Raw genomic sequence first — 24565 nt, 5'->3', positions numbered from 1 at the left:
CAGGTTCGTGAAGCAGGGCAGCAAGGTGAAGTGGCCGCAGGCGGGCCGGCGCGGAAGCAGCGGAGCGCAGGCGCCCGTGGGGAGGGGCAATCGAGGCCCTCTCACGCCGCGGCCGGCTTCACGTCCCGTGGCGAGGTGCTTCCTCGCGCGGGGTCAGTGACGTCAGGCAGCGGGAAGCACCGGGTGTCAGCCCTCGTCCTCGGCGCCCCGGCGCAGGCCGAGCATGCGCCGCAGCTCGCGCGCGGACTGGCGGCTGACCTCCACCGCATGGCCCCGGGCGGTGCGCGCCAGGTAGCCGCCCGTCTCCAGCGGCTCCAGCCGGGTGACGTGGGACAGGTTGAGCAGCGCGCGCCGGTGGACGCGGTGGAAGCGCTCCGCGGGCAGCTTCTCCGCCAGCTCGTTGAGGGTGAAGTCGGTGAGGAAGTCGCCCTGCCCGGTGAACACCGTCACCAGCTCGTCCTCCAGCGCCGCGTGCGAAATCGTGTCCGGGTCCACCAGGACGATGCCCTGGCGCGTGGGAATGGGCAGCCGCGCCAGCCCGCGCACGGCGGCGGTGGCGGCCGGGGTCCGGTCCGCGGCCGCGGCGGGCGCCTCCCTCGGGGCTGCGTCCAGGCGCGCGCGGGCGCGCTCCAGGGCCTTCTGCAGGCGCGCGGGCTCCACGGGCTTGAGGACGTAGTCCACGGCGCCATGGTTGAAGGCGTCCACGGCATGCTCGGCGTGGGCGGTGCAGAGGATGACGCGCGGGCGTCCCTCCGGCAGCAGGGCCAGCGCGTCCAGGCCGCTGAGTCCAGGCATGTGGATGTCCAGCAGCACCACGTCCACGCCCCCGGCGCGCACGGCGGCGAGGACGGCCGCTCCGTCCGCGGCCTCGCCACACACCTCCGTGTCCGGGAAGGCGGCCAGCAGGCGGGACAGGCGCTTTCGGGCGAGCAGCTCGTCATCGGCGACGAGGACACGCAGGGGCGGGCTCACGTGAGGACTCCTGGGAGGGGGCCCGAGCGGGGCAGGGTGACGGTGACGCGGGTGCGGGCGTCGGTGCTGGTGAGCGCGAGGCGGGCCCGGCCGCCATAGGCCAGGGTCAGGCGGCGCTCCACGGTGGGCAGGCCGGCGCTGCCCTCGCGAGGGCCCTTGGAGGCGCCGGGGTTCTCAATGGCCACCTCCACCTCGTCGCCGCGCAGGGTGATGGCCAGCGACAGGGGACCCCGGTGGCCTGCGGCGGGGCCGTGCTTCACGGCGTTCTCCGCGAGCGGCAGCAGCACCAGCGGCGGGACGGGCACGTCGCCCAGGCCGGAAGGAACGTTCATTCCAAGCTGGAAGAGGTCCGGGTCCCTCAGGAGGTGCAGGTCGAAGAGGGTGCGGATGAGCTCCAGCTCCTGGGCCAGGGGCCACGTGGCGCTGCGCACGCCGGCGAGCACGGAGCGGAGCATGGTGGACAGCTTCAGCACGGCGGCCTCGGCCACGGCGCCGTCCTCGCGGCACCACTCGGCGATGGCGTTGAGGGTGTTGAAGAGGAAGTGCGGGTCCAGGTGGCTGCGCAGGGCGAGCAGCTGCGCCTGCTCGGCCTCCAGGGCGAAGCGCGCGGCGCGGGCGCGCTCGCGGGTGAGGCTCACCTCGAAGCCGATGTCGCGGCCCAGGCCCCAGCCGCCCACGAGGAAGAGGGCGCCGCACACGGCGAGGTTGGTGGACTGGGTGAGGAAGGTGGGGCCCATGCCCAGCAGCTTCGGCAGGACGAAGCCGGAGGTGAGCACCACGCCGCTGCCCGCGGTGGCGTAGAGCAGCAGGCGGACGCCGCCGTGGCTCAGGTCCAGGCCCTCGGGGAAGAGGACCCGGTAGGACACCGGGGCCACCGCCACGAAGAGCAGGCACATCAGGATGCCCAGGTGGAGGGCGAGCGGCTCGCGGCTGAAGCGCACCTGGGCGGCGACCAGCGGCGCGCACACCAGGAGGATGGGCAGCAGCCTCCGGGGCTCGACGAGAGCCCTCAAGGTGGCGCGGACGATGGAGGCTTCCGACTGCTCCGACATGCTCCGGCGGAAGCCTACACCGCCGCGTCGCTCAGTGCGCGGGGCCCGGGTCCACCTCGGTCTCCAGGACGTCGAGCACCAGGCTGCCGGCGAGGACGATGGGGAAGAGGAGGATGGCGGCGAGGACGAGGAAGGGGGAGGGGAGGGCGAACATGGGGGGCTCCTGGCTCCGGGAAGCATGCCTTTACAGTCTGACGTGCCTTCCCTGGCTGTGCTGACGCCCCCGGCCCGAGCGGTCGCTTCCTGACAACGAGCGGTCGCCCGGGCTATTTCCGGCTACGGCCGGGCCGCCAGCGCCTCCGCGAGATGCGCGCCGTTGCGGATGCAGTCGTTGAGGCCCACTCCTTTATATGCGTTGCCCGTCAGGTGCAGCCCGGGCCAGCGCTGGAGCGCCGCGTCGAGGGCGGACACGCGCTCCAGGTGTCCCACGTTGTACTGGGGGATGCCTCGCGGCCAGCGGATGACCTCCGTGAAGGAGGGGGCCGCCGTCACCCCCGCCAGCGCCTTCAGCTCCTCGTGGGCCAGCTTCACCAGCTCCGCCTCGTCCAGCTTCACCAGCTCCGGCTGGCGCGCTCCGCCCACCATGCACGTGTAGAGCACCCGCCCGCCCTCCACGCGGAAGGGGAACGTGGTGGACGCGTGGATGGCGCCCAGCAGCCGCCGCTTCTCCCCCGACGGCACGAGGAAGCCGAAGCCGTCCGGAGCGGGCGTCGTCCCCGCGTCGAAGCCCAGGTGCACGACGGCAATGGGCGCGTACTCGATTTCCGCCAGCTTCGTGGCGAGCGGCGCATCCATCGGTCGCAGCAGGCGCTCCGCCACATGCGACGGCACCGCGAGCACCACGTGCTCCGCCGTCAGCTCCGCCGTCCGCCCGTGCTCGTTCACCGTGAGCCGCCAGCCGCCGTCCACCCGCGCGAGCCCCTCCACCGTCGCGCCCACGTGCACCGCGTCACCCAGCGCCGCCGCCAGCGCGTCGATGAGCGTCTGCAGGCCGCCTTCGAATGTGCTCAGCGCCCCGCTCAGCTTCGGCGGCGAGGCCGCGCCTCCCGTGACACCCGTGCCCGCGGGCAGGGCCTTCTGGGCCTTCTGGGCATGGATGGCGCCGAGGATGAGGCTGCGGTGCTCGCGCTCCAGCTTCACCAGTGGGGGGAAGGTGGCGCCCACGCTGAGCCGCTCCACGTTGCCGGCGTAGATGCCCGTCTGCACCGCGTCCAGCAGCACCTCCGTCGCCGTGCGCCCCAGGTGGCGGCGGCCGAAGTCGGCCAGCGACTCGTCCACGCCTTCGGGGGCACGGCCGGTGAACAGCTCTCCGATGACGCGCAGCCTCGCGCCGAGCGGGAGGATGTCCGAGCCCAGGAACGCGGGCGGGGACGCGGGCACGGACCGGAGTCGGCCTCGCGTGTACACATAGCGACGCTTCGCCGCCGGGTCCGCCGCGCGGATGCGGCCTTCCAGCTTCAGCGTCGCCGCCAGCTCGCGCGTGGCCGGCTCGCGGTCCAGGAAGCTGTTGGGGCCCTGCTCCACGAGGTACCCGTCGCGCGCACGCGTTCCCACCGCGCCTCCGAGCCGGGACGAGGACTCCAGGAGCACGCAATCCATACCGCGAGAGCGCAACCGGTGCGCCACCACCAGTCCGGAAATCCCACCTCCCACGACGGCGACTTTCATCGGTTGTTCCTCTGACAGCAGTGCATTGAAGCTCTATCGTGCAAGCCTCACCCGAAGAGCAGGGCTTCCGGCGACCACCATGCATTCCCTCCTTGCACTCCTCACTCGTCAACAGCCGCATTTTGCCAACGCACTCCATTCGGCGCGTTAATGCACCTCATGCGCTACGTCATCACCGGTGCGAGCAGGGGTATTGGTTTCGAGTTCGTCCAGCAGCTCTTGCGACGCGGGGACACCGTCGACGCGGGGGTGCGCTCGCCCGAGGGCGCGCGCCGGCTGGAGCCGCTGACACGGGAGGTCGGCAATCGCTTGCGCATCCACGCGCTCGACGTGGAGAGCGATGCCAGCATCCGCTCGTTCGCCGCGGACGTCTGCGCCGCGCCGGTGGACGTGCTCATCAACAACGCGGGTGTGTCGGGGCTGTGGTGCGCCTTCACGGAGGTGGACTACACGGACCTGGCGCGCACCCTCGCCGTCAACGCGCTGGGCCCCCTGCGCGTCACCAGCGCGCTGCTGCCCGCGCTGCGCCGGGGCGCGGTGCGCAAGGTGGCCCACGTCAGCTCGCGCATGGGCTCGGTCTCCTCCAACACGGAGGGTGGCGCCTACGCGTACCGCATGTCCAAGGCCGCGCTGAACATGGGCGTGCGCACCCTGGCCAATGACTTGCGCGCGGAGGGCCTCACCACCGTGCTCCTGCACCCCGGCTGGGTGCAGACGGACATGGGGGGGCCGCAGGCGACGCTGCCGGCGGTGGACTCGGTGCGCGGCATGCTGCGCGTCATCGACGGCATGGGGCCGGAGCACAGCGGCCGGTTCTTCGACTACCAGGGCGAGGAAGTCCCCTGGTAGTCCCCTGGGCCCGGGCGAGGGAGCCCGGGGCCGGGTGTTACGGGTACAGCATCTCCGTGCGCCAGCCGTCAGCCTCGCGCAGGTAGACATGCCGGTCATGGAGCCGGCTGGGGCGGGAGTGCCAGAACTCGATGCGGTCCGGCACCACGCGGAAGCCGGACCAGTGCGGCGGGCGGGGCACCTCGCCGCCGGTGTAGCGCGCTTCCACCTCCGCCACCCGCGCGTCCAGGTCGTCACGTGAGGGCAGGGGCCGGCTCTGGAGGCTGGCCCACGCGCCCACCTGGCTGCCGTGCGCCCGGCTGTGGAAGTACGCGTCCGCCTCGGCGTCGGACACGCGCTCCACGCGGCCCTCTACCCGCACCTGCTCCTCCAGCGGCGCCCAGTGGAAGCACAGCGCGGCGAAGGGGTGCGCCAGCAGTTCGCGTCCCTTGCGGCTCTCGAAGTTGGTGAAGAAGACGAAGCCGCGCGCATCGAAGTCCTTCAGCAACACCACGCGCGCGCTGGGGCGCCCGCCTTCGCCGACGGTGGCGACCACCATGGCATTGGGGTCCACGGGGATGGCCTTCTTCGCCCGCTCGAAGACGTCGGAGAAACGCTGGATGGGGTCCGGAGGAATCTGCACGCGGAGCACCATAAGGGACGGGCGTTCCAGGCGCACGTTCGCGGTTGACTCGCGCCTGCCACGCGTCAATGTGGGCCCATGAAGATTCTCTTCATCTCCTCGGAGGTGGCCCCGTTCTCCAAGACGGGGGGCCTGGGGGACGTGGCCGGGGCCCTGCCCGCCGCGCTCGCCGCCCTTGGCCACGACGTGAAGGTCGTCACCCCGCGCTACCGCGAGCTTCGCGACGCGGCGCGGCTCACCCCCACCGGCCAGTCGCTGACGGTGCGCTTCCCCGCCGGTGAGGCCTCCGGCCCCATCCTCTCCGCGCGCCTCTCCGCACACCTGGAGGTGCTCTTCCTGGAGAACGAGTTCCTCTACGGCAACCGCGACGGCCTGTACGGCGACGCGTGGGGCGAGTTCGGCGACAACGCCCGGCGCTTCGGCTACCTCTCGGTGGGCGCGCTCCAGGCCGCGCAGCGGCTGGGCTTCGTCCCGGACATCATCCACGCCAACGACTGGCAGACGGGGCTCGTCCCCGTGGCGCTCCAGCGTGGCTTCCGCGCCACCCCGCTGGCCCACGCGAAGAGCGTCTTCACCATCCACAACCTGGCCTACCAGGGGCACTTCCCCAAGTCCGTCATGGGCGAGCTGGGGCTGCCGTGGGAGCTGTACACCGCCGAGGGGGGCCTGGAGTTCTACGACCAGGTCAACTTCCTCAAGGGCGGCCTCGCCTTCTCCGACGCGCTCACCACCGTGTCGCCCACCTACGCGCGGGAAATCCAGGCGCCGGAGCAGGGCTACGGGCTGGACGGCCTGCTGCGCCGCCGCTCGCACCGGCTGCACGGCATCCTCAACGGCATCGACGCGCACGAGTGGGACCCCCAGGCGGACCCCTTCCTGCCGGCCCGCTTCGGCCCGCACGACCTTACGGGCAAGGCCGCGTGCAAGCGGGAGCTGCTGAAGCGCTTCGGGCTGCCGGATGGGGATGCGCCGGTGTTCGCCATCGTCAGCCGGCTGGCGTGGCAGAAGGGCATGGACCTGCTGCTGGACGTGCTGCCCACCGCGCTCCAGGCGGACATCCGCTTCGTGGGCATCGGCACCGGCGAGGGGCCCCTGGAGGAGGGTCTGAAGGCGCTCCAGGCCCGCCACCCGAAGCAGATGGCCTTCCACATCGGCTTCGACCCGGCGCTGTCGCACCAGGTGGAGGCGGGGGCGGACTTCTTCCTCATGCCCAGCCGCTATGAGCCGTGCGGGCTGAACCAGATGTATTCACTTCGTTACGGAACGGTGCCCATCGTCCGGGCCACGGGTGGACTGGTGGACACGGTGGAGGGGGGCCTGGACGGCAACGGCATCCTCTTCGAGACCTTCCACCCCGCCGCCCTCCTGGCGGCCATCCGCCGGGCCCTGGCCCTCTACGCGGACCCGCCCCGGCTGGGGGAATTCCGCCGCAGGGGAATGGAGAAGGACTTCTCCTGGGACGCCTCCGCCCGGAAATACGAGGCCCTCTACGCCGACCTCATGGCGGAATAGTGGGTGCCGGCGGAAATTCGCAGTAGGCTTGAGACGTGGCGGAAGCTCCGGACCTGGGCGGTTATGAGGTGGTCGGCCGGTTGGCAGTCGGCGGCATGGCGGAGGTGTACCAGGCGCGTGCCCGGGTCACCACGCAGCGCTCGCCGGGTGAGCCGGAAGAAGTCGTCATCAAACGGCTGCACCCCTCGTTCCGCAGTGACACAGCCTATGTGAAGGCCTTCGTCGACGAGGCGAAGCTGACGGTGCGTCTGCGCCATCAGCACATCGTCCGCACCTACCGCCTCTTCAAGGCAGGGCCGGACTACCTCATGGTGCAGGAGCTCGTCAGTGGCCGGACGCTCGGCTACATGCAGGAGCTGCTCATCAAGGCCGGCGCGGCCATGCCGCCCGAGTCCGCCTGCTACATCGCCTGGTGCCTGCTCAAGGCGCTGGACTACATCCACCGGGCGAAGGTGGGGGAGAACGGCGCCACCATCGTCCACCGCGACGTGAATCCGGCCAACGTGCTGCTGGGCATCAACGGCGACGTGAAGCTCACGGACTTCGGCGTGGCGGAGGTGGAGGGGATGATGCGCGGCGACTCGGGCGCGCTGCGCGGCACCGTGCCGTACATGAGCCCGGAGCAGGTGCTGGGCCAGGCGGTGGATGCGCGCAGCGACTTGTTCGCGGTGGGCGTCATCCTCTGGGAGTTGTGGGCCGGCCGCCGCCTGCACACCGGGGAGAACGAGTCGGAGCTGATGCACAAGGTGCGCGATGCGCGGGTGCCGCTCCTGTCGTCGGTGGCGCCGGACCTGCCGGACTACGCGGTGCAGGTGGCGCGCAAGGCGCTCTTCGCGGACCGGGCGCGGCGCTTCCAGACGGCCGCGGAGTTCATCAAGGCGCTGGAGGCGCTGTCCCGCCGCGCGGGCTGGCCCCTGACGGTGGAGGCGCTCCAGCCTCTGCTGGGCGGCTGATGCGCGCGGGGCGCCCGGTGCTGGCGCTGCTCGTGGGTGGCGGCGTCCTGTCCGGGTGTCTGGGCGCGGTGCCCCTCAAGCCCCGCGCCTATGACGAGGCGGTGCGCGTGGAGTCCGTGGCCGTGGACTTCCGGCCGGACGGCTCCGGGGTGCTGGATTTGGGGCTGAGCGTGGGCAACCCGTCCTCGGACGCGGCCAGCGTGTCCTCGGTGGACTTCGAGCTGCGGGTGGACGGGCGGCGCGTGGCGGTGGGCGCGCAGCAGGTGTCCGTGGCGCTGGCGCCGGAGGTGCGGCTGCCGCTGCGGGTGTTCTTCCCGCTGGCCAGCGAGCGCGCCACCGGAGGCCCGGAGCCGGTGCGTCGCGAGGTGCGGGTGCGGGGCGGGGTGGTGCTGCGCTTCGGCGGGACGGAGCGGCGCGCGCCCTTCGCGGACGCGCGCGTGCTGCCCCTGGCCTTCGTGCCGCCGCTGGAGGGCCCGGAGGGCAACTGACGCCCGGGGGCGCTCAGTTCTTGGCGGAGGAGGCCGGCTCCACGCGCGTGTCGCGGGAGGCGGGCTCCTTGCCGTCGCGCGGGGGGCCGTCGCGGGGCTCGCGGCCGTCCTTCCCGTCCTTCCCGTCCTTGCCCTCCTTGCCGGAGCCGGCCTTCAGGCGCGTCATCCGCACGCGGTCGATGCGCGGCCCTTCCTTGGTGGCCACGACGAGCTGCCAGCCGTTGTAGGTGAAGCGCTCGCCCACGTCCGGCAGGTGGCCGGCGAGCGAGGAGAGGAAGCCGCCCAGCGTGTCGAAGTCGCCCTCGGGCAGGGGGAAGCCGAACGCCTGGGTGAAGCTGTCCACCTCCAGCGCGGCGTCCACCAGGAAGCTGCCGTCGGCCAGCTTCTCCACCTGCTTCTCCTCCACCTCGAACTCGTCGCCGATGTCGCCGACGATTTCGCGGAGGATGTCCTCCAGCGTGACGATTCCCATGAAGCCGCCGTACTCGTCGACGACCATGGCCATGTGAATCTTGCGCTTCTGCATGTCCCGGAGCAGGTCGCCCACGGGCTTCATCCACGGCACGAAGTGGGCGGGGCGGATGATGTCCTGCAGGACGATGAGCTCCGGGTGCTGGAGCAGGGGGATGATGTCGCGCGCGTGGAGCACGCCGATGATGTGGTCCACGTCGTCCCGGTAGACGGGGATGCGCGAGTGGTTCTCCTCGGCCAGCAGCCGCAGCAGCTCGTCCGTGGTGACGGTGATGTCCACCGTGACGACGTCCGTGCGGGGCACCATGACGTCGCGGCAGCGCTTGTCGGACAGCTCGAAGATGGAGCGGATGAGCTGCGGGGCGCTCTTGTCCACCTCGTTCTTCGCGGCCTGGGCGGCCAGCAGCTTCTCCAGCTCCTCCAGCGGCGGGGGCGGGGGCTCGAAGCGCAGCGTGCGGCCGAAGGTGCGGGCCACGAGGTTGAGCACGCCCAGCGTCAGCCGCATGGGCGGGTAGAGCAGGAACACCAGCAGCGACACCAGGCCTGACAGCCGCAGCGCCCAACGCTCCGGGTTGGCATTGGCGAGGCCGCGCATGGTGACTTCCATGAGGCTGGCCAGCACGCCGACGAAGAGGGCGCCGGCGGCCACGGTGGCCACGGGCAGCCAGGCGGCCTCGCCATACTGGGTCATGTCCAGCATGCGAGGGGGGACGAAGGCGCCGATGGCGGCGGCGAGGAAGCCGCTCAGGAGGGTGCCCAGCCGCAGGGCGGTGGCGGTGGCCTCGCGGTTCGTCTTGTGCCGGTACACCCGGCGGGCCGCGGCGCCCGGCTGCGTGTCCACCAGATCCTGGGCGCGCAGGTCCGAGGTGCCGTAGAGCGCGGACTCCGCGGCGGCGACCATGGCCCGGATGAAGCACAGCGCCAGGCAGGCGACCCAGAGGGTCCAGGTAGGCATAGAGCCACGTTCTTATCCCGTGCTAGGGGTGTGTACCACCCCGCCGGAGCCCCCATGCCCGCTCGCATGTATTCCGTTGGAGCACTCCTGGCCCTCCTCGTCCCGGCCCTGGCCGGCGCCTGGCCGGTGGACCTGGCCGTCCCCCTGGAGCCCGGGAAGGAGCACTTCCACAAGTTGTCCACCGTGGACTGGGTGGAGGTGGAGGACGCCTCCGTGGCCACCGCCGAGGTCCTCCCGGGGAGCAATGAACTGTTGCTCACCGGGCACTCGACGGGCCGGACGCTCCTCCTCCTGTACGCCGGGGGCCGCTTCGCGGTGTGGCGCCTCACGGTGGGCACGCCGCCCCCCGAGGACGTCGCGTCCCGGCTGGCCGCCGCGCGCAAGGCGTGTCCCGATTTGAAGGCCACGGAGGGCGCGGAGCGGAGCCTGACCGCCACCGTGAAGAACGCCGCGTGCAGGACGGCGCTGCTGGAGCTGCTGCGCACGGACGCGTACGTGGCGCGCGAGCTGGACCTGACCTTCGACGTGCCCGTCCTCCAGGAGCAGCTCGCCCTGGTTGGCGCGGGGCTCCAGCCGCTGGGCCTGACGGCGCACTACAGCGGCGCGGGCGTCGTCCTGTCCGGTGCCGCCACGCCGGAGGCGCACCACCGCGCGCTGTGGGAGCTGTTCCGCCGTTCCGTGGGCCGGGTGCCCCTGGAGGACCGGGTGGAGGTGAAGGCCCCCGAGGCCCCTCCGGCCGCGCCGGACGCGGGCCCGGAGGTGAAGCCGGAGGCGCCGATTCCGGTGGAGGTGCTGCCTCCTCCGTCGAAGAAGAGCCGCAAGCGCTGACATGCGCGCCCGCGCTGCTCGCACGTGGGCGTCTTGAGGTATGACGTGGGCCTCTTCGAGTGGAGGAGCCTGATGATGTGCGCGGTGAGGCGGACTTCGAAGGTGCTGGTGCTGGGCCTGTCGCTACTGATGCCCCTGGGAGCGCTCGCGCAGGATGATGGCGAGGCCCAGGTGATTTCCCTCGAGGAGGCGGAGCGCGGCTGCCCGGTGAAGCCGGACGTGGTGCCCTTCACCTCGCGTACGGCGGTGGGGCTGTCCGGCTCGGGGTGGCTGGTGCATCAGGCCGTCATCCCGGAGTCGAAGGACTCCTTCTTCAAGGGCGTCGAGGCCGGACGCGCGGGCGTGAAGCCGGTGCCGCCGGAGGACGTGCGCCGACTGGGCGCGCCGGACCCGAGCGTGCCGCTGTGGGTCTTCGGCAAGGCGGACGCGGCGCCGTGCCGCGCGGTGCCCACGACGTGGTGGGCGGTGCGCATGGGCACGGACGAGGACCGCAAGACGTACCTCATGGCGGAGCTGGAGGTGGGCTGCGATTTGCTGCCGCCGGGCCGCCTGCCCGGCACGCCGGTGGCGGTGCGCCAGAAGGACGCGCCCAACGGGTGCAAGCTGCGCCGCGCCGACGACAACGACACGGGCCGGGCCGGCGTGGGGCTGCCGCTGTCGATGATGGACTTCATCCCCACCCGCGAATGCGAGGAGCCCGAGTGCGTGCGGCTGTGGGAGAGCTTCGGCAGCCGCTGGGACGATGACAGCGCGGTGTATGACCTCACGGTGTCGTGGCTGGAGCGCAAGGGGAAGAAGAACCCGTGCGACTGGGCCACGGAGGACTTCTCCATCCTGCTGCTGCGTGCGCCCGGAGCGCTGGCGCCGAGCCCGCTGAAGTCCGGCGGCGCGTTCCTTGGAGCGCTGTACGACAGCACCGGCCTGCGCACCGTGCTCAGCCGCCACCTGGGCGTGTTGCACGTGCACGATGTGATGAAGCCCAAGGCCGCGCCGAAGTCCATACGCTACGGCAGCCCCTCGGAAGAGGACCTGGCGACGGCGAAGCGCACGCTGTCTCCGTGCAAGAAGCTCTGAGGCACGGTGGGCGGGGCGTCATGGGCAGAGGTGCTCCTGCCCGAAGCCCCAGAAGAGGATGCCGTTGAGGGGGAGCCCCCGCTCCCCGGTATGGCCAACGAGCAGGCCGCCGGGGAGGGAACGCCGTGGGCGAGCGCGCGCCCTACCCTTGAAGGCCATGAGCCCCCCCTCCCTCCCCGTGAAGCTGCGTTCCTGGCTCGGTTCGAGTCCCCGTGCCATTCCCGTCCTGCTGGCGGTGACGTCCTGCGGCCTTGGCGCGCCCTGGTCGCGACGCCTGCGTGCGCTCGCCGTCGTCCCCACGCTCCTGGGCCTCGCGTCCCTGGGGGTGCTCGGCTGGCGGGCAGCCCAGGCACGCAAGCCCCTGGACACGTCGGCCGCTCCGGGACGCTGCAAGCTTCCCTTCGCCTTCACCTGGCAGATGTCCGAGGAAATCACCGCGTCCGCCGCGTCCGGGCACTGACCGGGCTCGCTCCAGCTCCTTCGGCTGCTCCCGCTGGCGCCGGAGGACGGCTCAACCCACCGGCGTCGCGTCCGTCGTGTCCGTCCACTTCCCGCGCCGCGTGGGCTCCTTCAGCGCGCGGGCGAGCGCAGCGAGGAAGCGCTTTCGCGACCATTGCTCCGCGCCGAAGCGCGCGAGGTGCTCGGTCTCCACCTGGCAGTCGATGAGCTGGAAGCCCCACGCCTTGAGGCGCTCCACCGACGCGACGAAGGCCACCTTCGACGCGTCCGGCGCGAGGGCGAACATGCTCTCCCCGAAGAAGGCCGCGCCCAGCGACACGCCGTACAGGCCGCCCTTCAGCTCACCCTCCGCCCACGTCTCCACCGAGTGCGCGAAGCCCAGCTCGTGCAGCGTGACGTAGGCCTGGAGCATCTCGTCCGTAATCCACGTGCCATCCTGGCCGGGACGCGGCACGCGGCTGCACTCCTCGATGACGCGCGCGAAGGCCGTGTCGTAGCGCACCTCGTAGGTGCCTCGCGCCATCGTCTTGCGCAGCGAGCGGCCCACGTGGAGCCGCTCGGGCTCCAGCACGAAGCGCGGGTCCGGCGAGTGCCAGAGAATGGGGTCCCCCGGGCTGTACCAGGGGAAGATGCCGCGCGAGTACGCGGTCAGCAGCCGCTCCGGCCGCAGGTCTCCTCCCACCGCGATGACGCCGCTCTTGTCGGCTCGCTCCGGGGGAGGGAACAGCTCCGGGTGCTCGTCGCTCAGCAGGTAGATGGGCACGCGCGCGACATTCTACCGGGACACGTTCAGCTTCACCTCTCCCGTCAGCGAGTAGGGCACGCGCAGCAGCGGGCCGGTCAGCTCGCCCGTCACCCCGTAGGGCAGCACGCCCTTGGAGATGAGCGCCTTCACGTCCGGGCCCCAGGTGTCCTTCGTCACCGCCACCTCCACCGGGTACACCCCCGTGGCGGACGCGGCCACGCTGTCCGCCTGCGCCACCGTCCCGCTCTCCAGCGTCTTCCCGGCCACGGCGACCTGGAAGGTCAGCCCCTCCAGCTTCAGCGGGAAGGGGTTGGGGTTGCGCACACCCAGGCGCACGTTGAGCTGGACCTCCTCGGGGGAGTAGCGCGCTCCGTCCAATTCCTCCACCACCACCGTGGGCAGGCGGGGCACGCGGGCCGCGCGGCTGGCCGCGAAGGGGAGCTTCTCCTCCTGCTCTCCCGAGCGCACCACCAGCGTCCCCCGGAGCGCGAGCAGCAGCGTGCCCCCCTGGGCGCTCAGCCGGGCGAGGTCCTCCGCGTTCTTCACGTAGGGTGCGCGCTCCTCGAAGGTGATGTCCGCGGGGATGCCCGGCTCCAGCCGGACGTCCAGCTTCGCGGAGCCCGTCTTCACCACCTCTCCGTTGGAGACGAGCTCGTAGTCCGCCCGCTCCACCACGGCCGGGCCGGGACTGGCCACCTGGGCGCGGTAGCGGACGGCGGCCTCGGTGAGGGCCTGGGAGAGCACGGTGGTCTCCTGGGCAGTGAGGACGGCGGGGCTGGTGGGCTTCGTGGGTGCCGAGGCACACCCCAGGCCAAGGGTGAGCAGGGCTACCAGGCGGAAGAGGGGCGGAGTCGAGCGCATCACGTTAGACATTGTGACCAGCCCCCGGGCTGACCCAAGGTTTTTTCCGCTAGACTGTCCACCACTCGTGGCCCGACGCCGCCCCAACTTCAACAAGACGCTCCGCTCCCTCATCCGGGACATCGCGGCGAAGATGCCGGAGTTCGGCCATGTGAAGCCGGGCCGCATCCTGCTGGTGGCCGGCGAGGCGCGCCGGGCCTCGCGAGGCACCGTGAAGCCACTGTGCTTCCGGGGCGGCAAGAGCATGGACCGCACTGGCCGCCGCAAGCCCGTCATCCGCATCCGGGGCAAGCGGATGCTCTACTGCATCACCCTGCGGCCCCTCTTCTTCCGGGGCTCCAGCGCCCAGGCCCGGGTGGAGACGGTGCTGCACGAGCTCTTCCACCTGTCGCGCCGCTTCGACGGGACGCTGCACTCCGGCCGGCGGCACGCGGTGCTGGGCAAGGCGTTCTCCCGCAAGCTGAAGCCGCTGGTGCGCCGCTACCTCAAGCTGTGTCCGCCGGAATTGCTGGGCGCCCTGGCCCACACCGGCGAGGTGCGCGTCCTCCAGTGGCTGGAGCGCCCCGGCCCCGCCTACGTCCCCGGCACCCACCGCCGCGTGCGCAAGGTCTACACCGAGGACCAGCTCTATTACGGTATCGCCCGCATGGTGACGCCCAAGCCCCGCGCCGCGCGCGAGGCGTCGGCGCGCGTCAAGGTGCACTGACCAACACCCCCTCCGCTTCGCCCGTCCTTCTGGGGCCTCGTATTGGTTGATGGTTGACTCTGATAATCAGTATCAATATCGTCCCTGCCGTTTCGAGCTACGGAGCCGGGATGCGCGAGGAATGTCAGCCAGAGGGCGGGGACGGGGAGGTGCGGTGCCTGTGCGGCAGCCTCCTGGCGCGGCTGGTGCCCGGGGGCGTGGAGCTGAAGTGCCGGCGGTGCCGCCGCACGCGCGTGGTGCCGCTGCAGGGCGGGGCGGAGGACGGGCAGGACGAAGGTCGCTGAGCGCGTGAAGTCAGCGGGCCTCGCGGGCCCGGAGTGGTGTCTTTCCTGCGGCCCGAGGCCTTGAGCCCAGCGCCCCACAGGGCCTCCCACGGGAGGCCCACCGGCCTTGAGCCGGAGGACGCGGTATGTCCTGGCGCGGGTGTCTTCTCATCCTGGCGTGTGCCCTGCCGCCGGTGGCGTGGGGCGAGGCCCCGTCGGCCGCCGACGCTGGCGTGGACGCGCCTGCGGCCGAGGCGGGTGCACCTGTGCCCGAGGCCGGCATCGAGGTGGCTGCGCCTGCGCCCTTGGTCGACTCCGAGGTGGACGACCCCGCTGTGCCACGGACGGTGGTGACGGCGTCGCGCACGGCGGAGCGGCTCGGCGAGACGCCGGTGGCCACGGAGGTCATCACCCGCGCCGACATCCTGGCGAGCGGGGCGCGCAACGCGGCGGAGCTGCTCGCGGCGCACCCGGGCCTGGAGGTGGTGCACTCCTTCTCGGGGGCCACGCTCCAGGTGCAGGGGCTCGGGTCCGAGTACGTGCTGGTGCTGGTGGATGGCGAGCGCGTCGCCGGGCGGATGGCCGGAGGCGTGGACCTGTCCCGCTTGTCGCTCGAGGACGTCGAGCAGGTGGAAATCGTCAAGGGGCCGTCCTCGGCGCTCTATGGCAGCGACGCGGTGGCCGGGGTGGTGAACCTCATCACCCGGCGGGCACGGCGGCCCCTGGGCGGTGAGCTGCGGGCCTCCTACGGAAGCCTGCGCCGGCTGGAGCTGGATGGCACGGGGGAGGCGCGGGGCGAGGGCTGGGGCGTGCGGCTCAGTGGTGGCCTGCAGCGGGCGGATTCGTATGACCTGGAGCCGGCGGACCTGGGCACCACGGGCAGCAGCCTGGAGGGCTTCGACGTCTCCGCGAAGGGAGACCTGCGCGCCGCGAGCGGCCACGCGCTGGAGGGGAACGCGTCCTACTCGCGGCGCACGCAGCGGGGCGTGGACCTGGGCGTGGCGGGCGCCATCTTCGACCGCGCGAGCCGGGATGACTCCGTCTCCGCGCGGCTGGCGCCCTCGTGGACCCTGGGCCGGGACGTGACGCTGCGCGCGGACGGCGCGTATGCGTGGTTCAACCGCCGCTACCTGCGGGACCAGCGGCGCTCGTCCGCGCTGGACACGGTGGAGGACACCCGCGAGCAGCAGGGGCGGCTCGGAGCGCAGCTCGACGCCCGGCCCGGAGCGAGTCACGTGATGGTGGTGGGCGCGGAGCTGCTTGGCGAGTGGCTGTCGTCGGACCGGCTGGAGACGGGGCGCGGACGGCGGGCTCGCGGCTCCGTGTACGCGCAGGACAGCTGGACGGTGCTGGCCCGCCCGGGGCTGGTGCTCGTCCCCGGTGCGCGCGTGGACACGGATTCGCAGTTCGGCTCGGCCGTCACGCCCCGGCTGGCGCTCCGCGTGGACCCGCTGTCCTGGCTCACGCTGCGCGGTGGCTACGGCTGGGGCTATCGCGCTCCGGGCTTCCAGGAGCTGCTGCTCGACTTCGAGAACCCCTCCGTCGGCTACGCCGTGCGTGGCAACCCGGACCTCCGGCCGGAGCGCTCGCGCAGCCTGAACCTGTCCGCGGAAGCGCGGCCCGCCAGCGAGTCGCTGCTCTGGGTGGGCGCCTTCCAGCACACGCTGCGGGACATGATCGGCGTGTCGCTCCAGCAGGGCGGAGAGGCGTCGCTCTTCACCTACGTCAACGTGGAGAGGGCCACCCTTCGCGGCGGCGAGCTGGGCGTGCGCCAGCGCCTGCCGGGCCGCATCACCGCGGAGCTGGGCTACACCCTGACGGATGGCCGCTCCGAGTCCACGGGGCGCGCGCTGGAAGGACAGGCCCGCCACCGGCTCACGGCGCAGGCGTCCTGGCGTCACCGGGAGTCGGGTGTGGAGGCCTGGGCGCGTGGCGCGCTCGTGGGCCCACGGCCCTTCTACCCGGACGCGGACGGCGACGGAGTGGTGGAGCCCTATAACGCCCGTTCCTACGTCACCGTGGATGCCCGGGTGGGCTGGCGGCTGCGCGAAGAACTCCAGCTCTTCGTGCTGGGCACCAACCTCGCGGACGCCGGCAACCCCACGGACCTGCCCATTCCTCCCCGCACCTTCCAGGCCGGGCTCTCCGCCCGGCTGTGATGTCCCAACCCCTACCTGAAGGAGCCCTCATGTCTCGCTTCTCCCCGCGTTCCCGCGCTTCCCTCCGTACCGCCGCCCTGCTGCTGGCGGGGCTGCTGACCGCGTGCGGTGACGACCTCGAGCCCACGCCCGGTGACGAGCAGGTGGACCCCGACCCCCAGGAGGAGACTCCGAGTGGCTCGGGGCCGGAGAACGGCACCCACGTGCGCCACCAGGACAACCGTGATGGCTCGTTCACCACCACCGTGGATGCGACGAGCAAGACGGAGTGGATTGGCCTGGACCTGGACCTGGGCAAGCAGTCGAGCGCGGCGGAGGACACCGTCTGGGATTTGTCCTTCCAGCGCTTCGGCATCCGCTCGCGCGGCGGAGTGAGTGGCACCGGCGGGGTGGAGGTGGCGGTGCTCGCCGGCCAGGGCTTCGCGCAGGTGACGCAGGCGCCCGCGAGCGGCTACGCCACCGACGCCGCGGATGGCGCCGACATGGGCGAGGACCCGGACACCGTCTTCCAGGCAGGGGACGGCTGGTACGCCTATGACGTGACGACGCACAAGCTCACCCCGCGTCCGAACGTCTACGTGGTGCGCTCGGACGCTGGCGCCTACTTCAAGGTGGAGATGCTCGCGTACTACGACGACGCGGGCACGCCCGCGATGCTGAAGCTGCGCTGGGCGAAGGTGCCTGGCCCCGTCTCGGGTGGGCACGTCCACGCGGGCCCCGGCTCCCTCTGATGCGTCCCGTCGCCGAGGTTCCCTTCATGCAACAGTCTTCCGTTTCCGAGCCGGCTTCCGAGTCCGCTTCCGCGCTGGCTTCCGAGCCCGCGCTCCTGCGCCAGCGCTGGCAGGCGCTGCGCCAGTCCCAGCCGCGCACGAGGGCCCGCGATGCCGCGGACCAGCTCGGCGTGAGCGAGGCGCAGCTTCTCGCCACGGGGGTGGGGGAGGACGCCGTCCGCCTCGACCTGCGCTTCGACGTGCTCCTGCCCCGGCTGGAGTCGCTGGGGCGTGTGATGTCGCTCACGCGCAACGCCCACGCGGTCCATGAGAAGCGGGGCACCTGGCGCAACGTGGAGCTGCACGGGCTCAGGGCGCTGGTGCTGGACGAGGACATCGACCTGCGCCTCTTCCTGTCGCGCTGGCGCTTCGGCTTCGCGCTGCGCGAGCACCTGGCGGATGGCCTCCGGCGCAGCCTCCAGTTCTTCGACGCGACGGGCACGGCCGTCCACAAGGTCTTCCTGGAGGACCCAGGCGGCGCGGCGGCGTTCGACGCGCTGGTGGAGGAGCTGCGTCATGTCGACCAGGTTCAGCTCCTGCCAGTGGAGCGGGCCAGTCCGGTGGCTCCGCCGCGTCCGGATGGCGAGGTGGACGTGGAGGGCCTCCGCGCGGGCTGGCTGGCCCTGAAGGACACGCATGACTTCTTCCCGCTGCTCCAGCGTCTGGGGGTGGCGCGGACGCAGGCGCTGCGGCTGGTAGGGCGGGAGCTGGCCACGCCCGTGGCGCCGGAGTCCCTCGCGTGGGTGCTGGAGCGGGTCGCCGCCTCGGGGCTGTCCATCATGGTGTTCGTCGGCAACCCGGGCGTCATCCAGATTCACACCGGGCCGGTGCGCACGGTGCGCCCGACGGGGCCCTGGCTGAACGTGCTGGACCCGGGCTTCAACCTGCACGTGCGCGCGGACAACATCCAGGCCGCCTGGGTCGTCCGCAAGACCACTCGCGACGGGGTCGTCACCTCGTTGGAGTTGTTCGACGCGGCGGGAGAGAACATCGCGCTCGTCTTCGGGCAGCGGAAGCCGGGGCACCCCGAGCTGCCCGCATGGCAGACGCTGATGCGGGAGCTGACCGAAGCGCTTTCCGTGCCGGAGGCGCAGCCATGAGCCGCATGCGGAGGGTGTCCGGGTTCCTCGCCGTGCTGGTGGGGCTGACCGGTGCGCGCGCGGTAGGCGCCGTTCCGCCGCCTCGGATGGGCGGAGGGAATGCGTCTTCCGTGCATGCCCAGGCAGCAACCGCGGCGCCAGCGAAGGCTCCCGACGCAGCGCCAGCGAAGGCCTCCGACGCGGCGCCAGCAAAGGGCCCCAACGCCGCGCCAGCGAAGGCCCCCAACGCGGCGCCAGCAAAGGGCCTCAACGCGGCGCCAGCGAAGGGCCCCGACGCGGCGCCAGCGAAGGCCCCCGACGCCGCGCCCCGGCTGGTCACCGTGGGCCCGGCCGTCACGGAGACTGTCTTCGCCCTGGGCGCGGGAGCGCAGGTGGTCGGCGTGGATGACACCAGCCTCGCGCTCGAGGCCGCGGCCTGTGCACCCAAGGTGGGCTACCAGCGCGCCCTCTCCGCGGAGGCCGTGCTGGCGGCGGGGGCCTCCCAGTTGCTGGCGTCCGAGGAGGCGGGCCCGCCGGGCGTGCTGGCGCAGCTGAGGTCCTCCGGCGTGGAGGTGGTGATGCTTTCCAACGCGCCCACGGTGGAGGCGGCGCGCCAGCGCATCCGGACGGTGGCCGCGCGGCTCGGCAGGGAACAGAAGGGCACGGAGCTCCTCGCGGAGCTGGAGAAGGACCTGGAGCGCGCCTCGACGCGCGTGGCCGCGATGAAGGAGGGGAAGCGGCCGCGCGTCCTGGCGCTCTACGCGCGGGGCGCGGGGACGCTCATGGTCGCGGGCACGGAGACGGCGTCCGACGTGCTCATCCAACTCGCGGGCGGCGTGAATGCCGTCTCCCGCTTCACCGGCCACAAGCCGCTCACCGCGGAGGCCGTGGTCGAGGCCGCGCCCGACATCATCCTGCTCCCCGCCAGCTCGGCCACGTCCCTGGGCGGCGCGGAGGGACTGGGACGCGTGCCGGGGCTGTCCCAGGTGAAGGGTTGGCGGATCGTTACCGTGGAGGACGTCCACTTCATGTCGCTGGGGCCCTCGCTGGGCAGGGCGGTGGGGCGGCTGCAGGATGGACTGGGCCTGCCCGCCGCTGGGAGCATGCGATGAGCGCGTCGGGCATCGCTCCCGTCTCCGCCGCGTATCCGGGGCGGGGCGAGGTGCAGCCTCCGGCGCCGCGCCCGTGGATGCCCCTGGGATTGTTGCTCGTGGGCGTGGCGCTGGCCTCGCTGGCCGTGGGCGCGGTGCACGTGCCGCCCGTGGCGCTGTTGGGCGGTGTCCTCGAGGCCCTGGGCCTGGAGACCGGGCGCCAGCTCGCGCCCGCGCAGGAGGCGGTGCTCCTCTCCATCCGGCTGCCGCGCGTGGTGCTCGGCGTGCTGGTGGGGGCGGTGCTGGCCACATGCGGCGCCGCGCTCCAGGCGCTGTTTCGCAACCCCCTGGTGGAGCCCGGGCTGCTGGGCACCTCCAGCGGCGCGGCCCTGGGCGCGGTGTCGGCCATCGTCCTGGACGTGGCCCTGAGCGCGAGGCTGGGGTCGCTGCGAGTGCTGGCCGTGCCGTGCGCGGCCTTCGTGGGCGCACTGGGCGCCACGCTGCTGGCCCAACGGCTGGGCCGGGGAGACGGGCGCACGGAGACGGCGCGCATCCTCCTCGCGGGAGTGGCGGTGAGCGCGGGCGCGAGCGCGGGCATCGGCCTGCTCACCCAGGTGGCCACGGATGCGCAGCTGCGCTCCATCACCTTCTGGAGCTGGGGCAGCCTGGGCGGCGCGTCCTGGGACGTGGTGGGGGCCGCCGCGGTGCCGCTGTGCGTGGCGCTGGTGCTGCTGCTGCGCGAGGCCCGCTCCCTCAACCTGCTGCTGCTGGGCGAGCGCGAGGCCTGGCACCTGGGGGTGGACGTGGAGCGGCTCAAGCGCCGGCTCGTCCTCGCCGCGGCCCTGGGCGTGGGCGCCGCCGTGTCCGCCACGGGCATCATCGGCTTCGTGGGGCTGCTGGTGCCCGCGCTGCTGCGCCTCGCGATGGGGCCGGACCACCGGCGGCTGCTAGGTGCCTCCGCGCTGCTCGGCGCCGCGCTGCTCGTGGCCGCGGACCTGCTGGCCCGGACCGCCGCGGCTCCCGCCGAGCTGCCCGTCGGCGCGCTGACGTCGGTGCTGGGCGTTCCCGTCTTCATCGGCCTGCTGGCTCGCAGGGGCGTCACATGAGCCTGACTGCGAGCGGTGTGGAGGTCTGGCGCGGCCGGGGCAGGACGATTGGTCCCATCGACCTCGTGCTTCAGCCCGGAGAGGTGGTGGCTGTCGTGGGGCCCAATGGCGCGGGCAAGTCCACGCTCCTGTCGGCGCTCGCGGGAGAGCTTCGCCTCGCGGCCGGGGAGGTGCTGCTGGAGGGACTTCCGCTGGAGCGCTGGCAACCCCGCGAGCGGGCCCGCAGGCTCGCCGTGCTGCCCCAGGAGTCCTCCCTGGGCTTCGGCTTCACGGTCCTGGAGGTGGCGCTCCTCGGGCGCAGCCCGCACACCGGCCGGGGCTCGCAGGGTGCGGACCTGGACGCGGCCCTGGCGGCGCTGGACGCCACCGACATGCGGCACCTGGCCTCGCGGCCGTACCCCACGCTGTCGGGGGGAGAGAAGCAGCGGGTGCAGCTCGCGCGCGTGCTGGCCCAGCTCTCAGCGCCGCTGGAGCAGGGGCACCGCTACCTCCTGCTCGACGAGCCCACCGCGAGCCTGGACCTCGCCCACCAGCACCTCGTGCTCGAGGCGGCGGGGCGATTCGCGCGCGAGGGTGGCGCCGTGCTCGCCGTGCTGCATGATTTGAACCTTGCCGCGCGCCACGCGCACCGGCTGGTGCTGCTGGCCGGGGGGCGGCTGGTGGAAGAGGGGCCTCCCGCCCAGGTGCTCCGGCCGGAGCTCATCGCCGACACCTTCGGCCTCGACGTGGTCATCGCCGAGTGGCCGGGAGTGTCCGGGCCCTGGGTCCTCCCGTCGGGACGGGCTTCCCCTCCGCGCTGAGCCGCGAGGTTGCTTCGCGGGACGGTGCCCGAACGCTCTCTACCCCTCCAGGGTGGGTGTTGGCACCGTCCCGCGGAGCTTCAGGTGCTCACGCCGGGCGTGACGGGGCGCGTGACGCCCACGCGGGTGACGACTCGCGCGGCCCAGGCGGGGCTGATGGGAGACACGTCCGTCTGGAGCTCGGCGGGGAGCTGTCCCTGGCGGGCGAGCCCCTCTGTGACTTCCGGCAGCGCGCGCCACGGCGTCTGGGGCTTCAGGTGGTGCGCCTGGTGGTAGCCGGCGTTGAAGAACCACCGGTTGTAGAAGCGCGAGGTGGACGTCACCGCCAGCCGCGTGCGGTCCGTCGCGTCCGCGTCCAGGTGCGCCGCGAGGTTGAGGTAGTGGATGCACACCTGCGTGACGACGAGGGTGCCCAGCAGCGACAGGCCGAGCGACGGCTGCCACAGCGTCAGCGCCAGCAGCGTGCCGTCCACCACCGCGAAGTCGATGAGCAGCTCCACCTTCTGGCCCCGCGTCTTGCACGCGTGCCAGACCTTCTTCACCGTGTTGAAGGGCCAGAGCCACGGGGTGAGGGCCCAGCGCACGCAGTAGCGCACCGCGCTCTCACCCGGGTGGCGCCGTCCCCAGTCGCCCTCGCCGTCGTTGTAGCGGTGGTGGTTGAAGTGGTGCAGGTAGTAGCCGCGATACGCGAAGCCACACGCGAGCCCCAGCGTCCGGGACACCAGCCACTTCAACGCCCGGGGCTTCGCGATGGGCACATGCATGTGGTTGTGCAGCACGGCGTAGTTCCAGAACATCACCCCGCCGCCGAGCACCAGCGCGCCCACGCGGACCGGGACGCTCCAGCCGCTCCAGCCCACGACGAGCGCCGCCAGCCAGCCTGCCCAGAGCGCGTGCACCCCGAGGCTCGGGAGGTCCAGCCGTGGATCCACCCGCGTGGCTTTCGTGTCGGTCATGGGAGTCCCGCCTGGCCGCGAATCAGCGGTCGACTGTAGCAACCCGTCGCCGCAGCGCGAGTTCATGATGCCTCCTCCTCGCGCTGACAGACATTGACCGCGCGCGTGGGCACCACGGCGCGAGCGTGCGAGCAGGCGGGCAGGCAAGCAGGCAGGCGGGATTGCCGGGCCGTCGCGTGTCGCCTGTCAGACACCCCATGCGGTCGCAGCGAGCGGGCAGGGGACCCGTGGGCTCCCCGGTCCTGCTGCGCGGCGCGCGGTGCGTGCTGTCCTGCCCCGAATCCGACGCGGTCGCGGCGGGGCTGGAGGTTCCACGGCGTTGCGTTTCGAGTGGCGGGCGTCCTGGGTCCTGGTGCTGCTCCTGCTGGCCTGCGGGTCAGGACAGGGCCATGCGCCCTGCGAGGAGGCGTGCGCGGAGGGCGACGTCGAGTGCCTTGAGCGGGCCTGCTCCGACGCTCCGGACGAGGCCCTGCGCGCCGCGGGTGACTGCTCGTCCCTGCCCGAGGGAGGCCGGTGTCTGGGCTCCCGGGTGGTGGAGCGGTGCCTGCTGGGCATGCCCCTGCGCGAGGACTGCGAGGCGGGTGAGGCGTGCGTGGAGGAGGCGGACGGCGCCCGGTGCGTGGAGGGAGCGGCGTGCGTGGATGGGGTCACCCGCTGCGCGGGCTCCGGGGAGCTGGAGACGTGCACTGACGGGCGCTGGCGCTCGCGCGAGTGCGTGGCGGGCTGTGTGGAGGAAGGCCGCCGGGGGTGGTGTGGCTCACCGGGGAGCACGCTGAGCGGCAACGTGCGCTATGCGCGCCGTCGGCCGGATGCCGCGTTCCGCGACTGGACGCCCGAGGCGGAGCTGGTGCCAGCGGCGGGCTTCCTCATCGCGTCCTACCGGGGCGAGACGCTGGTGGACATGGAGGTGACGGACTTCGACGGGCACTTCACGGTGAAGGTGCCGGCCGGATTGCAGGAGCGGGACCGCATCGTCGTCTACGCGGCCGGGCGGGGCAGTTCCGCCACGATTGACTACGCGGTGGCGGACCCCGCGCTCTCCGGTGCGCAGCGCGTGCCGGCGGCGCCCGGCGCGTCGGCGCGAATCTGGAGCTGGTCGCGCTCGGCGCGGGCGCTGGTGGAGCGGCCGGTGTTCACCCTCCACGAGTCGGATGGCTCGGGAGCGGCGGCCGTGTTCGATGCGCTGCGAGTGGCGTGGCACCGGGCTCGGGAGCGGTACGGGAAGCCGGGCCTGCCGGTGGTGGCGTGGCTGGGCTTTGGCACCACGTGGTCCTGTGGCGCGTGCTTCTCGCCCAGGGCGGTGACGGCGGCGGGGCGGCGGTGGGAGGCGCAGGTGTGGCTGCCCGGCGACGGCGATGCGGCCTGGTGGTCCGAGGCCATGGTGCTTCACGAGCTGGGGCACTGGGTGATGGCCAGCCATGGCAGCAGCCCCGAGGAGGGCGGTCCCCACTTCGTCGGCGTGCCCACCTTCCCGGGACAGGCGTGGAGCGAGGGGTGGGCCACGTGGTTCAGCGCGGACGTGCGCAACAGCCCGCGCTATTACGACAGGCAGGGCGGGACGATGTTCTGGGTGGACCTGGAGACGCGCGAGCCCGCGACGGGCTCGTGGTCTCGGCCGAGACCCGAGGAGGGCCTGCTCCAGCGCATCGACGAGAACGAGGTGGCCGCCATCCTCTACCGGCTCGGCCGGGGCACGCCGTCACGGCAGCCGCTGTACGACGCGCTCGCCGCGCCCGCGATGAAGGCCGCGCCGTGGGCACGTGGCTACCTGCGCCACCGCTGGCGGATGGAGGACGGGAAGATGGTGGACGTGGAACAGACGGACAGCTCCGCGCCGTGCCTGGCGGACTTCCTGGACGCGCTGATGTGTCGGGGCTTCCCACGGTCGGTGATGGACCTCGCCACCGAGCCTGCCGTCGCCTACCCGTACCCGAGTCATTCCCCGCTGTGCCGGTGAGCGTTCGGTGACTGCGATGAAGCCGTGCCCCGTATGTGAGGTGTCCTGATGCGTCTGATGCGAAGCCTCCATGTCCATGGGTGCCCGGTGCCCTCGGGGTGTTCGTGCGCCTTCCTCGAGGTGTCTCGGTGCTCCTGATGCGAAGCCTCCATGTCCGTGGGTGCTCGGT

General features: G+C 72.4%; 25 protein-coding genes. 16 read left to right on the top strand and 9 right to left on the bottom strand.

The genetic code is table 11. The annotated features are described in order from the left end of the window. Positions 1 to 186 precede the first annotated feature (186 nt). From G4D85_RS03070 to hemG, 4 genes are all read right to left on the bottom strand, one after another. The gene (locus tag G4D85_RS03070) at positions 187 to 972 is read right to left on the bottom strand and encodes a LytR/AlgR family response regulator transcription factor (RefSeq protein WP_164007688.1); all 786 of its coding nucleotides are present in this window, start codon (positions 970 to 972) and stop codon (positions 187 to 189) included. Continuing rightward, the gene (locus tag G4D85_RS03065) at positions 969 to 2024 is read right to left on the bottom strand and encodes a sensor histidine kinase (protein ID WP_164007686.1); all 1056 of its coding nucleotides are present in this window, start codon (positions 2022 to 2024) and stop codon (positions 969 to 971) included. The genes G4D85_RS03070 and G4D85_RS03065 overlap by 4 nt, the downstream gene beginning before the upstream one ends. 31 nt (positions 2025 to 2055) lie before the next feature. After that, entirely contained in the window at positions 2056 to 2178 is a 123-nt protein-coding gene (locus G4D85_RS50180; protein ID WP_275900263.1) for a hypothetical protein, read from the bottom strand. A gap of 122 nt (positions 2179 to 2300) precedes the next feature. After that, a complete protein-coding gene (gene hemG / locus G4D85_RS03060; protein ID WP_164007684.1) occupies positions 2301 to 3692 on the bottom strand; it encodes a protoporphyrinogen oxidase in 1392 nt (463 codons plus the stop codon). A gap of 159 nt (positions 3693 to 3851) precedes the next feature. Between hemG and G4D85_RS03055 the strand changes: the two genes are divergently transcribed. Continuing rightward, positions 3852 to 4541 (top strand): SDR family oxidoreductase, encoded by a 690-nt coding sequence (locus tag G4D85_RS03055; RefSeq protein ID WP_164009069.1) that lies wholly within the window; start codon positions 3852 to 3854, stop codon positions 4539 to 4541. 37 nt (positions 4542 to 4578) lie between these two features. On the opposite strand, the gene pdxH is transcribed toward G4D85_RS03055, so the two are convergent. Continuing rightward, entirely contained in the window at positions 4579 to 5199 is a 621-nt protein-coding gene (pdxH, locus tag G4D85_RS03050) for a pyridoxamine 5'-phosphate oxidase (protein WP_420821688.1), read from the bottom strand. Between the two features lie 42 nt (positions 5200 to 5241). Here pdxH and glgA point away from each other — a divergent pair, with 42 nt between their 5' ends. The 3 genes from glgA to G4D85_RS03035 are packed head-to-tail and all read left to right on the top strand — an operon-like array spanning position 5242 to position 8116. Then, the gene (gene glgA, locus G4D85_RS03045) at positions 5242 to 6675 is read left to right on the top strand and encodes a glycogen synthase GlgA (protein ID WP_164007680.1); all 1434 of its coding nucleotides are present in this window, start codon (positions 5242 to 5244) and stop codon (positions 6673 to 6675) included. Between the two features lie 35 nt (positions 6676 to 6710). Next, positions 6711 to 7628, top strand: a complete 918-nt coding sequence (locus tag G4D85_RS03040; protein ID WP_164007679.1) for a serine/threonine protein kinase — start codon at positions 6711 to 6713, stop codon at positions 7626 to 7628. Further along, complete coding sequence (locus G4D85_RS03035; protein WP_164007677.1) at positions 7628 to 8116, top strand: hypothetical protein; 489 nt, start codon at positions 7628 to 7630, stop codon at positions 8114 to 8116. The genes G4D85_RS03040 and G4D85_RS03035 overlap by 1 nt, the downstream gene beginning before the upstream one ends. A gap of 13 nt (positions 8117 to 8129) precedes the next feature. On the opposite strand, the gene G4D85_RS03030 is transcribed toward G4D85_RS03035, so the two are convergent. Then, entirely contained in the window at positions 8130 to 9542 is a 1413-nt protein-coding gene (locus G4D85_RS03030) for a hemolysin family protein (protein WP_164007675.1), read from the bottom strand. 54 nt (positions 9543 to 9596) lie between these two features. On the opposite strand from G4D85_RS03030, the gene G4D85_RS03025 reads away from it, so the two are divergent. The 3 genes from G4D85_RS03025 to G4D85_RS03015 all read left to right on the top strand — a co-directional run bounded on the left by G4D85_RS03025 (position 9597) and on the right by G4D85_RS03015 (position 11904). Continuing rightward, positions 9597 to 10370: a hypothetical protein gene (locus G4D85_RS03025; protein ID WP_164007673.1), complete on the top strand. Its 774-nt coding sequence runs from the start codon at positions 9597 to 9599 to the stop codon at positions 10368 to 10370. A 45-nt stretch (positions 10371 to 10415) separates the two neighbouring features. Continuing rightward, entirely contained in the window at positions 10416 to 11444 is a 1029-nt protein-coding gene (locus G4D85_RS03020) for a hypothetical protein (RefSeq protein ID WP_240359044.1), read from the top strand. Between the two features lie 157 nt (positions 11445 to 11601). After that, positions 11602 to 11904: a hypothetical protein gene (locus G4D85_RS03015; RefSeq protein WP_164007671.1), complete on the top strand. Its 303-nt coding sequence runs from the start codon at positions 11602 to 11604 to the stop codon at positions 11902 to 11904. Between the two features lie 51 nt (positions 11905 to 11955). On the opposite strand, the gene aat is transcribed toward G4D85_RS03015, so the two are convergent. Both aat and G4D85_RS03005 read right to left on the bottom strand, forming a co-directional pair. Continuing rightward, the gene (aat, locus tag G4D85_RS03010) at positions 11956 to 12666 is read right to left on the bottom strand and encodes a leucyl/phenylalanyl-tRNA--protein transferase (RefSeq protein ID WP_164007669.1); all 711 of its coding nucleotides are present in this window, start codon (positions 12664 to 12666) and stop codon (positions 11956 to 11958) included. A gap of 12 nt (positions 12667 to 12678) precedes the next feature. Beyond that, the gene (locus G4D85_RS03005) at positions 12679 to 13521 is read right to left on the bottom strand and encodes an LEA/WHy family protein (RefSeq protein WP_164007667.1); all 843 of its coding nucleotides are present in this window, start codon (positions 13519 to 13521) and stop codon (positions 12679 to 12681) included. Between the two features lie 55 nt (positions 13522 to 13576). Between G4D85_RS03005 and G4D85_RS03000 the strand changes: the two genes are divergently transcribed. The 8 genes from G4D85_RS03000 to G4D85_RS02970 all read left to right on the top strand — a co-directional run bounded on the left by G4D85_RS03000 (position 13577) and on the right by G4D85_RS02970 (position 21483). Then, the gene (locus G4D85_RS03000) at positions 13577 to 14215 is read left to right on the top strand and encodes a hypothetical protein (protein WP_164007665.1); all 639 of its coding nucleotides are present in this window, start codon (positions 13577 to 13579) and stop codon (positions 14213 to 14215) included. Between the two features lie 110 nt (positions 14216 to 14325). Beyond that, on the top strand, positions 14326 to 14499 hold the full coding sequence (locus tag G4D85_RS48765; RefSeq protein ID WP_205525393.1) for a hypothetical protein: 174 nt from the start codon (positions 14326 to 14328) through the stop codon (positions 14497 to 14499). Between the two features lie 125 nt (positions 14500 to 14624). Beyond that, positions 14625 to 16637, top strand: coding sequence for a TonB-dependent receptor plug domain-containing protein (locus G4D85_RS02995; RefSeq protein ID WP_164007663.1), 2013 nt, complete (start codon positions 14625 to 14627; stop codon positions 16635 to 16637). A 29-nt stretch (positions 16638 to 16666) separates the two neighbouring features. Next, a complete protein-coding gene (locus G4D85_RS02990) occupies positions 16667 to 17368 on the top strand; it encodes an HmuY family protein (protein WP_164007661.1) in 702 nt (233 codons plus the stop codon). A 26-nt stretch (positions 17369 to 17394) separates the two neighbouring features. Then, positions 17395 to 18507 carry a hemin-degrading factor gene (locus tag G4D85_RS02985; RefSeq protein ID WP_164007660.1) on the top strand — a complete coding sequence of 371 codons (1113 nt, stop codon included), beginning with the start codon at positions 17395 to 17397 and terminating at the stop codon, positions 18505 to 18507. Continuing rightward, the gene (locus G4D85_RS02980; protein WP_240359043.1) at positions 18504 to 19598 is read left to right on the top strand and encodes a heme/hemin ABC transporter substrate-binding protein; all 1095 of its coding nucleotides are present in this window, start codon (positions 18504 to 18506) and stop codon (positions 19596 to 19598) included. Before G4D85_RS02985 ends, G4D85_RS02980 begins: the two co-directional genes overlap by 4 nt. Continuing rightward, the gene (locus G4D85_RS02975) at positions 19595 to 20683 is read left to right on the top strand and encodes a FecCD family ABC transporter permease (protein ID WP_164007658.1); all 1089 of its coding nucleotides are present in this window, start codon (positions 19595 to 19597) and stop codon (positions 20681 to 20683) included. Before G4D85_RS02980 ends, G4D85_RS02975 begins: the two co-directional genes overlap by 4 nt. Beyond that, positions 20680 to 21483, top strand: a complete 804-nt coding sequence (locus tag G4D85_RS02970; protein WP_164007655.1) for a heme ABC transporter ATP-binding protein — start codon at positions 20680 to 20682, stop codon at positions 21481 to 21483. Before G4D85_RS02975 ends, G4D85_RS02970 begins: the two co-directional genes overlap by 4 nt. 80 nt (positions 21484 to 21563) lie before the next feature. Here G4D85_RS02970 and G4D85_RS02965 read toward each other — a convergent pair whose 3' ends face one another. Then, positions 21564 to 22439, bottom strand: coding sequence for a fatty acid desaturase family protein (locus tag G4D85_RS02965; protein ID WP_164007653.1), 876 nt, complete (start codon positions 22437 to 22439; stop codon positions 21564 to 21566). 319 nt (positions 22440 to 22758) lie between these two features. Here G4D85_RS02965 and G4D85_RS02960 point away from each other — a divergent pair, with 319 nt between their 5' ends. Continuing rightward, positions 22759 to 24396, top strand: a complete 1638-nt coding sequence (locus tag G4D85_RS02960; protein WP_164007652.1) for a hypothetical protein — start codon at positions 22759 to 22761, stop codon at positions 24394 to 24396. The last annotated feature ends 169 nt before the right edge of the window (positions 24397 to 24565 follow it).

The organism is Pyxidicoccus trucidator, from assembly GCF_010894435.1.
Lineage (GTDB): Bacteria > Myxococcota > Myxococcia > Myxococcales > Myxococcaceae > Myxococcus > Myxococcus trucidator.
Note: the sequence above shows the minus strand (reverse complement) of the source record. Positions and strands in the feature narration are given on the sequence as shown.